The organism is Myroides sp. N17-2 (genome assembly GCF_002286775.1).
In the GTDB taxonomy this organism is placed as follows: domain Bacteria; phylum Bacteroidota; class Bacteroidia; order Flavobacteriales; family Flavobacteriaceae; genus Flavobacterium.
Genome location: NZ_NSGJ01000012.1, coordinates 15,760 through 30,634 on the forward strand (window position 1 = coordinate 15,760; position 14,875 = coordinate 30,634).

The window sequence follows — 14,875 nt, forward strand, 5'->3', positions numbered from 1 at the left end:
AATAGTATTCCAAATAACGGGAAGAAACCTCTGCTTATTCACCTCTTTCAAGACACTTGCAAAGGTCGGGATACTAAAATTGGAATTTTAAGCAAAGGGGAAGAAAAGTCCACTTTTTGCCATTTTTTGCCTAATTTTTCCTATCTCGACTTAAAGTTAGGAGACTTGTCGTAAAATATAAATAGACTACAATCCTTTATAAACAAAGGGATGAGAAGGGTACAATGATGGATTTGTTCGGGAAGAGTTTTGGAAGGCTTTTGTAGTTGTTCGGAAAACAGGCCCTCTTTCCGAACAATTACTGCATTCTTCCAAAGCCCTTCCGAAGGAATGGGTGTATTAAACCACATAAAGCACTTAATTTCAATATATTACAATTTAAAAAAGAACCCATTTCAGGCCAAAAGTGGTCTTTTTTGCCCTTTTTAGGTCATTTTTGCCCAAAAGTGCCCTTCTCTCAAAAAAAGAGTTTTAGTAATCGTATTTTTGCCGTATTGTTAAATGTAGTAATAATTTCAATTACTAAAATCACCTTATTTAAACCCACTATAAACTAAACATATCTCTGCCCTGCTCTAGATATGTTTTTGTAAATTGTAGCTTGATAAAAAAGATTATACTATGTTACCATTACCATATCAGAAGTTCAAGGATGAACTAGCTAACCATATAGATACTGAGAGAATTATCACTAATCCTATACAGCTATTAGCTTATGGGACAGATGCGAGTTTCTATAAGCTAGTTCCTAAGATTGTTGTTCAAGTACACAATCACGAAGAAGCTGTAGCTACACTAAAGACAGCTACGAAGTGCAATGTATCTGTTACGTATAGAGCAGCGGGGACTAGTCTTTCTGGACAAGCTGTGACAGACTCTGTACTAATGGTAGCTACACATAAATGGAAAAAATATGAGATCTTAAACAACGGATTACAAGCTAAGTTTCAACCGGGTATCATCGGTGGAAGAGCGAATATTATCCTTGCTCCTTATGGTCGTAAGATAGGTCCTGACCCTGGGTCAATCAACGCCGCAATGATCGGTGGTATCGCAGCGAACAATGCTAGTGGAATGTGCTGTGGTACTGCTCAGAACTCTTATAATACCATAGCAGATATCAAGATCGTTATCTACGATGGTACTGTATTAGATACTGCAAGTGAAGAAAGCAAAAAAGAATTCACTAAGAAGCACCCTGAGATTATCAAAGAAATAGAACGTCTTAGAGATGCTATTTATACTGACCGCACATTATACGATCGTATAGAACGCAAGTTTAAAATCAAAAATACTACAGGATACAGCCTAAATGCCTTTATAGATTACAACGATCCGTTTGAAATTATTAAACACATTATGATTGGCTCAGAGGGAACATTAGCGTTTATCTCTGATATCACTTATAACACAGTGATCAACTATAAGCACAAGGCGTGTACATTAATGATATTTGAAACAATAGAGAAAGCTTGTCAAGCAGCTCCATTGTTAAAGAAAAGCCCTGTCGCTGCAGTAGAGCTATTAGATAGAAATAGCATCAAGTCTATTGAAGACGAAGCATTAGCACCTGCATATTTTAAAACATTGCCTGATACTGCGTGTATTCTGTTAGTAGAAGCACAAGCAGAAAATGAAGTAGAAATGTCTACTAAACAACAACAGATCAGAGACGCTATCACTTCTATTCCTACATACACACCATTTGAGTTCACATCAAAACCTCAACAATACGCTTTTAACTGGAAGGCTCGTAATGGACTACTACCTACTACAGGAGCATTAAGAAAAACAGGAACAACCTGTATTATCGAGGATGTCGCCTTCCCAATTGAGAAATTAGCAGATGCTTGTATAGCGATGAAAGCATTATTTGCAGAATTAAAATATGATGATGCTGTATTATTTGGTCACGCATTAGAAGGAAACTTACACTTAGTATTTTCACAAGATTTCTCTACACAACAAGAGATTGATAGATATGCTCGCTTAATGGATGGACTAGTTGAATTGGTTGTAGATCGATTTGATGGATCGTTAAAAGCAGAACATGGAACAGGTCGAAATATGGCTCCATTTGTAGAAAAAGAATGGGGTAAACAGGCATATGACATTATGTTAAAGGTTAAAGCTATCTTCGATCCACATAGTTTAGTCAACCCTGGTGTTATTATCAATACAAATCCAAATGTGCACTTAGAGAATTTTAAACCATCTCCTGCCACGAATGAGATAGTAGACAAGTGTATCGAGTGTGGATTCTGTGAATCACACTGTGTTTCTGAAGGGTTAACGCTTTCGCCAAGACAGCGTATCGTAGTTGGTAGAGAGATAGCTAGACTTAAAAACTTAGGTAAAAACACAGAAGAACTAGAAAACTTAGTAAACAGTGCACACTACTATGCCGACGAGACTTGTGCTACAGATGGCTTATGTGCTATCGCCTGTCCGGTAAAGATAGATACAGGAAAGTATATTAAGGATATTCGCCATAGCGCCATAACAGATAAGGATAGAAAGAATGCAGAGTACTTCGTAGAGAATATGGATCGTGTAACTTCTATGGGTCGTAAGGCACTGAATACAGTAGGTGTGTTTCAGAACTTATTAGGCAACAAAGTAATGACAAGTGTATCAAGTGGTATGCGTAAGATATCAGCTAACAAAATACCTCAGTGGAATGTAGCAATGCCTAAAGGCAATAAACACAAGATAACAGAATCTATCATTAATGAAGGGCAAGAGCGAAAAGTAGTTTACTTCCCATCGTGTATCAACAGAACTATGGGAAAATCAAAAGACTACCCTAAGTCTGATGATGACTTAACTGCTAAAACAGTGGAGTTACTTGAACGTGCAGGATTCACGATTATCTATCCGGAGCAAGTAAATAAAATGTGCTGTGGTATGCCATTTAGCAGTAAAGGTTTTAAGGAAGAAGGGCTAACTAAGTCTTCTGAATTAGAGCTAGCGTTACTTAAAGCTTCAGAAGATGGGAAATACCCTGTGTTATTTGATATGAGTCCTTGTTTCTATACGTTCTACGAAGCGCATAAAGATGGAAAACTAAAGATGCACGATCCTATTGAGTTTATGTTAGACTATGTGATGCCAGTATTACCAGTCACCAAGCCTCGTAAAGAGATTAGCGTATTCCCTGTATGTTCTGTAAAGAAAGTAGGTCTAGAAGGAAAACTTTTAGAACTAACTAAACTATGCGCGGAGAAAGTAAACTACATAGATAGCAACTGTTGTGGTTTTGCGGGAGATAGAGGTTTTACTTTCCCTGAGTTAAACAAGCACGGTAATAGACACTTAAAAGAACAAATACCTACTGACGCAAAAGATGCATTCTCTACAAGTCGTACTTGTGAGATCGGTCTAACAGAATACGGTGGAGTCAACTTTAAGTCAATATTCTACTTGATAGATGAAGTAACTAAGTAATTAAGAATTGAGAATTAGGAATTTTCAGTTTGTGGTTACGGTGCGTGGTTAATAGGTGTGATTACAACAGCTTTTACAGCTAGTACTTCTACTCGCTATGTCCTCCTGAGTGCAACGAAGGATCCCATTCTATTGATAAAGATTATGATAAGCAGTCAGTAATAAGCAATATAAACATATATAATATATGACATCAGTTGAATTCCTTATAGATATTTACAATAAACTAAATAATCAAGAACGCAGATTAACATTTACACCAATGTATAATGGAAACTGGTGGTTATCATGTAACAATAATGCTTTTGGTGCTTTATATGACAATCAGTTGTGTTTGCAGAACAATCAGTTCTTAGGTAGTTTGTTAGACAACCCTGAACTCATAAAAGTTTATGTTGATAAGAAAGCGCATCATTTAATGTATGTTATTCCCATTGGACGTGAAGTAGAATCGTTAGATGCTATTTATCAAAATGCTTATGATGGAAATGACTTTGTATATGATATCACTTACACGAGTCCTGGAGCTACTATTCTTGAAGAGTTTTATGACAAAAATGTTGTTTTTCTAAAGTTTTGCTTTGAACATAAATTGCTCAAAAAGTATCCTTTAGATAAGAAAGATAGAATTATTCGTATGACGTACCATAAAAAGCATTTAACAGAAAAAGGCAAGAAGGTATTTAGATCACTACTCTTTAATTTTTTAGAATTCTATGATCGTAATGGTAAAACTAGTCTTGATATTATGCTTCATAAATGGTTAAAAAAACTAGAGGTATAAGCATCTTAATTTTATATAAAAAGCCCATATAGACGTTATTCTATATGGGCTTTTACTTATTCTATACTTTATTACCTATCCCCTTTTACGAGACGCAATTGATTATATGCATCACTAATATGTTTACTAATATCAGAGGCTACTAAACTATGTGGATGTATCGTTTCTACAGCTATATCACCTGCTAACCCATGTAAATACACACCTATGATAGCAGCTTCCTTACTTGTATAACCTTGTCCTACTAAAGAAGTGATCATCCCCGTAAGTGTATCCCCTGCTCCTGCTGTCGCCATTCCCCAGTTGCCTGTAGAGTTAAAGTACACAGTCTCATCAGGCGCTACTGTGATGGTATGCGCTCCTTTTAAGACAAAGACGATATTGTGTTTCTTAGCTAATGCCTTTACTTTTTCTATCTTATCAAAGTCATTCTCCCACGCTCCGATTAAGCGTTTTAGTTCTTTCTCGTGAGGAGTTAATATACTCTCCGCAGGTACTTTATCTAGACATTTATGTTCACTTATAATATTAAGTGCATCAGCATCTATGACTAATTTATTCTCCTTATTTGCTTTTAAAAAAGCGACTAAAGCAGTTGCTGTCTCTTTGTGTTGCCCGATACCACAACCTACTCCTACTGCATTATACATCTCTATAGAAGGGAATGTAGTAATAAAATCTTGTGTATCGCAAGTATTACACATTACTTCTGGCAGAGCGGTTTGCATTATTGTATTTCCACAGCTTGGTACATACGCACTAACGACTCCACTACCTGTATATAATGCCGCTCTTGAAGCTAGATTAACAGCTCCTATCATTCCTTTACTCCCCCCGATTAATAATACACGTCCGAAGTCATCTTTAGTACTAAACTTACTTCCTACTTTAATAAGCCCCTTTACTTTCTCTGATTCCACGAAGTAGTTATCAGACTTCGTATTCTCAATATAATCTAGATCTAACCCTATATCTAAGATTTCTAATTCCTTGACATATTCTTTTGCATCAGACAATAATAATGCTGTCTTAGGCAACTGGAATGTATAGACTACATCAGCTTTAAATACGATAGCATCTTTAGGCGTACTAATATCAGCCATTAATCCTGATGGCATATCTATAGCGATGCGTTCTAGACAAGGAGTCTCGTTTAAAAAGTCAAAAATAGGACGCCACTCTTCCTCTAAAGGTTCGTGTAATCCAATACCAAATAAAGCATCTACAATTACATCATCTTTCTTTACCTTCAACTTGCTCTTGGTAGTAAACTTCTCTATATTAATATCTCTATCTTCAAGTAAGTCTTGATTCTGTGCATTATCAGGACTGTATTTCTTAGTTTGCACTAAGAATACCTTCACCATTGCCCCTCCCTCTTTTAGTAATCTTGCTAAGGTTAGTCCATCCCCTCCATTGTTTCCTGTTCCACAGAAAATAACAAACGACGTTTGATAAAGCTTATATCTTGTCTGTAATTTTTCAAAGACTTTATTGGTAGCCCTCTCCATTAATTTGAATGAAGAAATATATTGGTTGGCAACAGTTTCCTTATCCAACGCTTGCATCTGTGCAGTGGTGAAAATTTTCATATGGTTATTTATAGTTAATCATCATAAGTAAAGATAGCAATTACAAGTATTGAAAACCGTTAATTATCCTAATCTAACACTGAATTATCTAACTGTGAAAGAACATCTTAATAAGCATATCTAGTACTATAAATTACATAGAATAAGTATCAAAAAAATACTTATTAACTATAAAAAGCATTAAACCCAAATTACGCATTAGCCAAATACTACAAAGCAATACTACTTCATATCTCTTTCATTAGCTCTAAAACCACACTACAGCATGCTTGAATCGCTAATTCAGAGCTATTTTGTATAATTACTTTTCGTTTATATGCCTATTGCGAATCTGAGTTAAACAGTACAATGCACTGTAAATAGGGATATATAACTAACTATCAACTGACATTTACTATCTTTGAGTTTTAATCAAGTACTCGAATGAAACTATACATAAAAAACATGGTGTGTGAAAGATGTAAAATGGCGGTAGACAATCTGCTATTAGAAGCTCAATTTACGCCTGTCAAAATAGAACTAGGAGAAGTAGATATCAAAGAAGAACTTACAAGTGCTCAACTTAAGGCTATCGAAAGTAAACTTCAAAAAATAGGTTTCGAATTGCTAGATAATCAAAAAAGCAAGACAGTAGATAAGATCAAAACAATACTGATCGAGTTAGTACAAAAACATGATGCTAATCTTCAGGTACCATTATCAGCATATATAGCAGAGAAAATGCAAATGGATTATCATGCACTAAGTTTATTATTCTCTCAATTAGAATCAACGACCATAGAGCAGTATTTTATCCACCTAAAAATAGAAAAGGTAAAAGAACTGCTAGTATACGATGAATTGAGTTTAAAAGAGATTACATTCCAATTAAACTACAGTAGTGTCGCTCACTTAAGTAAACAGTTTAAAAAAGTAACAGGACTAACTCCTACACACTTTAAAGCTACTGGGGCTGAAAGACGAAAAGTAATAGACAAAATTTAATCAAAAGACAATTAATAAAAAAGACGAACTCTCATAAAAGTTCGTCTTTTTATTTGTTCTAGATTGATTATAATTTACTCTCTAAATCTTGCTTAGCATGGTCAAGCCATTCATCTTTTAGCATACTATAAATAGCAGTATCACGGCGACGTCCTGAGTGAATAATGATTTCACTTCTAAGTACGCCTTCTAGTGTACATCCTATACTTTGCACAGCTACTTTACTTCGTTCATTTATATTATCTACTCTAAACTCTACTCTCTCCATCCCCATTACTTCGAAGGCATACTTAAACATCATATACTTACAATGTTTATTAACACCTGTACCCTGAGCCTTCTTACTATACCAAGTATATCCTATCAGAAGGGATTTATTCTTATGGTCGATATTATAAAATCGAGTAGATCCTACATATTGTTCTGTGATCTTATCATATACAATAAAAGGGTAAGCTTTTCCTGCATCTCTGCTTTCTAGAGCACTAGTGATATACTCTCTCATATCCTCAGCCCCGTTAACACCTACAGTTGCAAACTTCCATATCTCTGGTTCTTCAATAATGAAACACACTAGATCATTATAGTTATATGCTTCTAAAGGTTTTAGAATTACTCTGTCATCCGTTAAAACAATATCTTTCATCGCACTAATTCTTTTTTACTTTTGATATTTCGCTTACTAATACATATCTAAATGATGGAGCATCCGCAGGTGCATTAGGAATTTCGACTCTTTTTACTTCTATCTTATATTCATATCCTTCTTCATACTTAAGCCCTTCTATCTCCTGATACATAATTTCCCAAGGAGCATCTTCTTCCTCTTTCACCATCATACATTTCTTAGGAGCCATACCTGCGCAGTCATCTAGCTTAGATGCGACATACAGTACCTTTACATCATCTACTTCGTCTACATTACCTACTTGTGGTATTTCAGTATGTTCTGTTTCTTGATTTGTTGATTCCTCAGTCTTTCCTTCTTTACATGAAGCAAAGATTATAAGTGACATAGCTAGTACTAAAACTACTTTATTCATTCTTTATGTTTTTTCTTCTTCCGTAAAAATAGATATTAAAACCACATTATGGCGTTTTTATTGCTACTTTATGACTAATCCATCTTTTACTAGCCTCTTACTACCACAGGTCAAGCTAAGATATAAACAAAAAAAAACTTACCTAAGCATAGGTAAGTTCTTCAAATATTTCTTTATCTAATTCCGCTTTAAGTTGGGGTTTGTCTTCTAAGAACTCATTAACCCAATTAACTAATCGTTCTACATCATAAGGTAATAATGTATGTATTGCTTTATCTAATTCTTTAGAGAACAATACTGAATCAAAGCTGACATTTCTAAGCACATGTATATTGTGTTCAAACATCATTCGTTTATTCATAGCTACTATTTTTTCTTTTTCTATGAACAAACTTACATTGTTTATGTTAAAATAAAAAACAAATAATTAATCTTAACCTTAAAATAAAACAAATCACATATACTTAATATTGTAATAATAAACATTTAACCTATATAAATCAAGAAACATCCATTATCTTCAATATGAAATACAATAAATAACTCATCTTCATTGATATAATATAATTTTATCAATATCCTAAAATAATTAGAGCCTGATAAGGTTTTCTCATCAGGCTCTAGTGTCTTATTGTTTATATGCGACTAACATCTCTCTTTTACCTGGAGGTCCGGGTACTTTTTCGGTAGTAAACCCTACTTGCTTCATAGCCCTTTTAATAGGTCCTCTACAAGCATAAGTAGCTAATACTCCTCCTGATTTAAGTGCATCATATACCTTTTGGAAAATCTCTACTGACCACAAATCAGGTTGGAACTGATATCCAAAAACATCAAAGTAGATTACATCAAAAAACTCTTGATTCACAACCGCTTCTTCAAAAGTGTTGTGTATCTTATGAAGTTTAAATGCTGATGTAATCTGATGCGTTGTATCCCATGTACACTGATGCATTTGGTTAAACAACTGTTCATCTTCTGATATATCATATAGTGCTTCAAAATTCAAAGCCTTGCTTTCCTCCTCTGTTACAGGATAAGCTTCGATACTGTGATATTCTACAACCTTGTTTTTCTTACGAGCTTCTACTAGCGTTAAAAAAGCATTTAACCCTGTACCAAAGCCCATCTCTAATACTTTAATTTCAGGGGTAGCTATCTTATCAAACCCTCTCTCTATATATACGTGTCTAGCCTCCTGAATAGCCCCATGAATCGAGTGATAGGTCTCCCCCCACTCTTCCATCTCTATAGAGGTAGATCCATCTGAAGTAGTAATTACTTTTCTTTTCAATTAATTAAAAGTTTTTTAATTCTAGGAATAGGACCACCACATTTCTTCTGATGGCACGCTAGACAAGAATTAATCATATTATTAAACTGTTCTTTTTTATCTCCTTCTACACTTTCGTATAGGATCTGTTCTAATCGTAAATACTCTTGCGCTTGATATTCAAAAAACATATCTGCATCACTAGGGTCAGTCATTCTAGCTGTGCGGATTTCTTTATGTTTCTCAGGTAATGCTCCAAGATCTGTATCTCCTTGTTCTATTTTATTTTTAAGCACTACCCCTTGTGCATGCATTTCTTCCATTAAAGAAGCTAAGGGAGACATCTCATACATCTTAAAGGAAGTTGAGTCTTTAGATACTGTCTGAATATCTGTCTCTTTAGGATTGACCTCTTTCTTACAGGAATATAAGGTAGTTAATAGCGCTAATACTAAGCATACTGATAATATACCTCTCACAACTACTTATCTTTTGCGATAGCAATACCATCAGCGGTAAACGCATACGTCACTTTAGGTTCAGTTATAGCAGCAATCTCCTGCTCTGTCTTACCGGCATCTTTAGCATAGTGCTTTAGCTCATCTATAGAAACCACTGTTACAAAAGCCTTACCATCAACTACTACATCGTGCCCTGCAGCATTCATAGGAGCAAAGAAACCATAGTCTGTAAAACGCACAAAACCATCCTTACTATCTCCTAAGTCAACATTCATCCAACATCCTTTCTTTTGACAAACTTCTTTTATAGTCGTCTCGAATTGCACTTTAATAGTATCTCCTTCTTTTAACTCTTGATACTTTTTAAACATAGCATCTTTAGATAAGACCTCAGTCATCGCAATACTATCGCCAAAATACTCGTAAGTCTTCACTTCTGCTACAACAGGAGAAACCTCTTTTTCGTTTTGATTTTTACATCCCGTAACAACCAAGGCCAAAATACCTAAACAAGCTATAATTCTACTCATGATAAAAGTTAAGTTAAACAATACTCCAAAATTAACTCAAAAAAATAAACCAAAAAGAAATACTTTATCTACACATCTTTCAGTGATTATTATAATTTCAGTAAAAAATTTTGATTAAACAATATTTATCACTCCATTTTAGATAAACTTCAACAACAAACTATTTTTAAGTAGTTTTTTTGATAATTTTGTAATGTGTTGCTTTTTTAATACATTGCAAGCATAAGTTCAAACAGACAATTAAAAAAACATTATAAGAAATGAGTTTAGAATCAAACAACGGTATTTCTATTCAAAAAGTAGAAACATCAAAAATTGCATCAGTAGACTTCGAAAATCTGAAGTTCGGTTCTGTATTTACTGACCACATGTTAGTATGTCACTACAAAGATGGTGAATGGGGACAAGTAGAAATCAAACCTTATGGACCAATGTCTTTTGCTCCATCAACGAATGTTTTCCACTATGGACAAGCTATTTTTGAAGGAATGAAAGCATATAAAGATTCGAATGAAGATGTATGGTTATTCCGTCCACGTGAAAACTGGGCTCGTTTTAACAAATCAGCTGAGCGTATGGCTATGCCACACATCGACGAAGAAAGATTCGTAGATGGATTAAAAGCGCTTATCAACTTAGATAGAGAATGGGTTAAACAAGGTGAAGGTAACGCATTATACATTCGTCCATTTATGATCGGTACTCACGAAGGTGTAGTAGCTGGTCCTTCTAGCGAATTTATGTTCTGTATTATTTGTTCTCCTGCTCGTACTTACTACTCAGGAAAAGTAAAAGTTCAAATCGCTGAGCACTACAGCCGTGCTGCAAATGGTGGTGTAGGATACACTAAATGTTCTGGTAACTACGCAGGACAGTTCTACCCTACTAAATTAGCTAATGAAGCAGGATACCAACAAGTAATCTGGACTGATGATGCTACACATACTAAACTAGAAGAAGCAGGTACTATGAACGTATTCTTCAGAATCGGTGATACATTAATCACTGCTCCTACTAGCGAAAGAATCTTAGATGGTGTAACTAGAAAAAGTTTACTAGACATCGCAAAAAGCAAAGGAATCAACGTAGAAGTTAAAACTATCGTAGTTCAAGACTTAATCGATGCACATGCAAAAGGAGAATTAAAAGAAATCTTCGGTGCTGGTACAGCTGTAACAGTAGGACAAATCGAAGGATTCGCTTTCCAAGATAATTACTACGAACTACCTGAAGTGTCGGATGATAACTCATTCGCTATCCAATTAAAAACAGGACTTCAAGGTATCCAACAAAAGAAAATCGAAGACACTTTCGGGTGGACTGAAAAAATCTAATATTGATTTTATCATATCATATTGCAAAACGGCAGAATTACTGCCGTTTTTTTTGTTTAATATACAAGTCTTTTGACTATTTTTGCTAAAAAATAATTATGTTTACACCTGGACAAATGCAGTTTGCTATCTTTTTTATTATTGCCTTTACAATTGTAATGATAGTGATGTATAGAAAAGATTTAAAGTTACACCGAATCTATTATAAAAACAGACTTTGGGTATTGGTTGCTTTTTTAGCATTCATAGGTTCACTATTTATTTTAAAAAACCTTTTAAAGTAAACTAACATTGTTTTAAGCTGTTATGAAGATTATTAAGTATTTCCTCCTTCTATTTTTACTAGCATTCGTTTCTCTTTTTGTATTCATTTTGACACAAAGTCCTGAATATAAAATAGAACGAAAATTCACAGTTGATGCTCCTAAAGAGATTGTCTATAACTATATCAATGATTTAGATAACTGGACAGATTGGATGAAATCTACGAAAACTAATAATGGTATCTATAAAATAGAGCTAGAAAACTTAGGCTCTTACAACGTTCGATCTGAGTATAGTCATCCTTATGATAGTCTATCACAAGATATCTTAAATGACAATAAAATATCAAACATTATCTGGAGATTAAAAGGTCATCAGAATAAGACAGAAATAGTATTTACATTTAGTGGGACACTAGATCTTAAAACAAAGTTTACAACTTTCTTTAAAGGGACTCCTAATCAAGTAGCTACTAATAGTCTAGACAAGAATATCGATGCTTTTATAGTGTACTTTATCAAGCAATACAAGGAGTTTGATGTGAAGGTCGATGCTATTAAAACTACACCAAGTATACAATACCTATATCTAGAAGCTTCTTCATCGATAGGAATGCTTAACACAGATTTGATTGCTTTAAATAAAGACTTATCTGAGTTCTGCAAAACAAATCAAATAGAGATAGCAGGAGATTCATATCTAATCTTAGATAATAATAGAACACAAGATGTCCTTAAATACAGATTTGCCCTACCAATTAAAGGTCACATCTTTTTAAATGAAGAAGAGAAATACAAAATAGATACACTAGCAAAACAAAGTTACTTTGAATCTACTTTAAATGGTTATTACACTTTCTTACCTGAAGCATTGCGTAAGACTAGAACTGAAATAAGCGATAGAGAACTAAATGTTCTTACAGATCAACCAATCGTGTTACTACTTAAAAAATCAGTGATTGATTCTAGACTAGCAGCAGAATGGGAAACAGTAATAAAAGTACCCGTAGAACAAAAAATAGTACCTGTTGCCGGAACATACAATCCTGCCTACAGTAATACTACTCCTACTAGTACGCCAACAACAGAAACACCTCCACAAGAGAACAATGAAAATGAGTAGATGTATTCTATCTAAAAAAGAAACAATAATATAAAAAAGAGGCTCGCAGATATTGCGAGCCTCTTTTTGTATATAGTATTTTAGGACTATCTTAATTCCGGGTTAGCAGCTATAATCTGCTTTGCTCTTTCTAAATCCTCTGGAGTATCTATTCCGATACCTAGATGTCTAGTTACAGCCATTTTAATGCGTTTTCCGTACTCTAAATATCTTAGTTGCTCTAACTTCTCTGAAGCTTCTAAAAACTTCATAGGAAGTGTTGTAAACTCTAACAAAGCTTGTTTTCTAAAAGCATAAACTCCGATATGCTGATAATACTGTACTCCTGCCTCTTTATCTCTAGGATAAGGAATAACAGATCTTGAAAAATATAGGGCAGTATTACTCTCATCCACCACTACCTTCACATTATTAGGGTTCTCTATCACACTCCATTCATCAATCGGAGTCATTAATGAAGCTAGGTCAATACTCTTATCTGTATCTGTATCTGCAGCAAAAACAGCAATCAACTTCTCTAGGTTCTCCTTACTCACAAAGGGTTCATCACCTTGTACATTGATGACAATATCTGCATCAATATCTTTTACAGCCTCAGCTATACGGTCACTCCCACTCTCATGTTCTTTTATACTCATCATAGCTTTACCACCATGACTAACTATCTCATTAAAAATAACCTCTGAATCTGTAACCACAAAAACGTCATCAAAAAGCCCTGTGGCTAAAGTCCCTTCATAAGTACGACGGATAATAGTCTTTCCTGCCAAATCTTCCATAAGCTTTGCTGGAAAACGAGTTGATGCATATCGAGCTGGTATAACTGCTATAACTTTCATTTCTGTTCTTTTTTTTATGACTCAAAGATAACAATTATTAGTATTTCTCCTCTCTCCGAAATAACAAAGCCCCTTAACTAATTAAGAGGCTTTATCATTTTTATTTTTTAATAGGCTCATGTTCCACTCTTAGCAAAACACCATCTACTTCTATGTCATACGTAAATTTATTCTCTGTCAATTCATAAACAGATACTGTTCTTTCAAATGCTACACTACCATCAGGTCTTTTAGCTATTAATGTTCTTGTTTTTCCATCTAAAGAAACATACCAATCTCCTTGCGAACGAACAGCACTCTTATCTCCATAAGCTGTAATTAAGAATGTTCCATTAGCAAATTTCCCCTCTTTATTTTTAGGGAAATAAGCCTTTCCATTACTATTTATATAATATGCATCACCTGAGAAACTAGCTGCAGGAGCAACTGTTTTATCCATTTCTTTAGCTCCCTCTACTCCTTTAGTAATATCAAATACTTTAGTTGTTTTCCACTCTACACTAGCTAATACTTCTGCAGGAGTCTTAGGCTCTGCGTGATCAGTTACAGGTTTGTGCTCTACACTATAAATAATAGAAGAATTAGATCCATCTGGAATATTATAGGTGAATACATTATTATTTAATTCCACCATATCAACTGTTCGCTCATAAGCTACCTCATTTTTGGAATTATATACTACTAAGTGTCTTTTAGTATCATTATCTCTTAAAGACCATAAACCATACATCTTATGCCCATCTTTAAAGTCTACTATTCTAAAAGTTCCATCTGTATTATAATATGCATAACCCGCGTACATAGCACCTGGCATAACATCTAACTTGACATCTACTCCTTTATTATCAACTATTTTAGTTGTAATCCAAGTGTGCTTAGATAAGATCTCTGTCCCTGTCTCTTTAACTTCCATAGAATTAGAATTGTCATCACTAGAACATGAAACAGTAGCAAGTGAACCTAACAACAAAATGCTTATACTCAATAAGCTAAAAACTTTTTTACTCATATTTTTTTCATTTATTTAAGTCAAATAAAGAGAATAAAAATATGATGTAAAAGAGAGGTTCTATTAAAAGAATAAAAACTACAGTTTATAAATAATTTACACAACTAAAATACAAAACACACAAATACAATTAATTACAAAAATTATACAATAAATAATAATAAAATACTCAACAATAAGTATTATATAAAAA

At 34.1% G+C, this 14,875-nt stretch carries 14 protein-coding genes; 5 read left to right on the top strand and 9 right to left on the bottom strand.

Annotation, left to right across the window (positions count from 1 at the left end):
• The first annotated feature begins 621 nt into the window (after positions 1–621).
• Both CF599_RS06550 and CF599_RS19715 read left to right on the top strand, forming a co-directional pair.
• A complete protein-coding gene (locus tag CF599_RS06550) occupies positions 622–3,447 on the top strand; it encodes an FAD-binding and (Fe-S)-binding domain-containing protein (protein ID WP_121965246.1) in 2,826 nt (941 codons plus the stop codon).
• Between the two features lie 187 nt (positions 3,448–3,634).
• Positions 3,635–4,231, top strand: a complete 597-nt coding sequence (locus CF599_RS19715; RefSeq protein WP_216821870.1) for a hypothetical protein — start codon at positions 3,635–3,637, stop codon at positions 4,229–4,231.
• A 71-nt stretch (positions 4,232–4,302) separates the two neighbouring features.
• Here CF599_RS19715 and CF599_RS06560 read toward each other — a convergent pair whose 3' ends face one another.
• Positions 4,303–5,823, bottom strand: a complete 1,521-nt coding sequence (locus tag CF599_RS06560) for an NAD(P)H-hydrate dehydratase (RefSeq protein WP_121965247.1) — start codon at positions 5,821–5,823, stop codon at positions 4,303–4,305.
• 423 nt (positions 5,824–6,246) lie between these two features.
• Here CF599_RS06560 and CF599_RS06565 point away from each other — a divergent pair, with 423 nt between their 5' ends.
• Entirely contained in the window at positions 6,247–6,807 is a 561-nt protein-coding gene (locus CF599_RS06565) for an AraC family transcriptional regulator (protein ID WP_121965248.1), read from the top strand.
• Positions 6,808–6,874: 67 nt separating this feature from the next.
• On the opposite strand, the gene CF599_RS06570 is transcribed toward CF599_RS06565, so the two are convergent.
• The 6 genes from CF599_RS06570 to CF599_RS06595 form a co-directional block, all read right to left on the bottom strand.
• The gene (locus tag CF599_RS06570; RefSeq protein WP_121965249.1) at positions 6,875–7,453 is read right to left on the bottom strand and encodes a GNAT family N-acetyltransferase; all 579 of its coding nucleotides are present in this window, start codon (positions 7,451–7,453) and stop codon (positions 6,875–6,877) included.
• A 4-nt stretch (positions 7,454–7,457) separates the two neighbouring features.
• On the bottom strand, positions 7,458–7,850 hold the full coding sequence (locus CF599_RS06575) for a DUF4377 domain-containing protein (RefSeq protein ID WP_121965250.1): 393 nt from the start codon (positions 7,848–7,850) through the stop codon (positions 7,458–7,460).
• 142 nt (positions 7,851–7,992) lie between these two features.
• A complete protein-coding gene (locus tag CF599_RS06580) occupies positions 7,993–8,211 on the bottom strand; it encodes a hypothetical protein (RefSeq protein ID WP_121965337.1) in 219 nt (72 codons plus the stop codon).
• Between the two features lie 267 nt (positions 8,212–8,478).
• Positions 8,479–9,144, bottom strand: coding sequence for a tRNA (5-methylaminomethyl-2-thiouridine)(34)-methyltransferase MnmD (gene mnmD, locus CF599_RS06585; RefSeq protein WP_121965251.1), 666 nt, complete (start codon positions 9,142–9,144; stop codon positions 8,479–8,481).
• Positions 9,141–9,602: a hypothetical protein gene (locus tag CF599_RS06590; RefSeq protein WP_254050249.1), complete on the bottom strand. Its 462-nt coding sequence runs from the start codon at positions 9,600–9,602 to the stop codon at positions 9,141–9,143. The genes mnmD and CF599_RS06590 overlap by 4 nt, the downstream gene beginning before the upstream one ends.
• Before the next feature lie 2 nt (positions 9,603–9,604).
• Entirely contained in the window at positions 9,605–10,114 is a 510-nt protein-coding gene (locus CF599_RS06595) for a DUF4920 domain-containing protein (protein WP_371514456.1), read from the bottom strand.
• 260 nt (positions 10,115–10,374) lie between these two features.
• On the opposite strand from CF599_RS06595, the gene CF599_RS06600 reads away from it, so the two are divergent.
• Positions 10,375–11,448 carry a branched-chain amino acid aminotransferase gene (locus CF599_RS06600; protein ID WP_121965252.1) on the top strand — a complete coding sequence of 358 codons (1,074 nt, stop codon included), beginning with the start codon at positions 10,375–10,377 and terminating at the stop codon, positions 11,446–11,448.
• Between the two features lie 306 nt (positions 11,449–11,754).
• Positions 11,755–12,834 (top strand): hypothetical protein, encoded by a 1,080-nt coding sequence (locus tag CF599_RS06610; protein WP_254050250.1) that lies wholly within the window; start codon positions 11,755–11,757, stop codon positions 12,832–12,834.
• A gap of 86 nt (positions 12,835–12,920) precedes the next feature.
• Here CF599_RS06610 and kdsB read toward each other — a convergent pair whose 3' ends face one another.
• Positions 12,921–13,673, bottom strand: a complete 753-nt coding sequence (kdsB, locus tag CF599_RS06615) for a 3-deoxy-manno-octulosonate cytidylyltransferase (protein ID WP_121965254.1) — start codon at positions 13,671–13,673, stop codon at positions 12,921–12,923.
• 100 nt (positions 13,674–13,773) lie between these two features.
• Entirely contained in the window at positions 13,774–14,682 is a 909-nt protein-coding gene (locus CF599_RS06620; RefSeq protein WP_121965255.1) for a DUF4822 domain-containing protein, read from the bottom strand.
• Between the last annotated feature and the right edge of the window lie 193 nt (positions 14,683–14,875).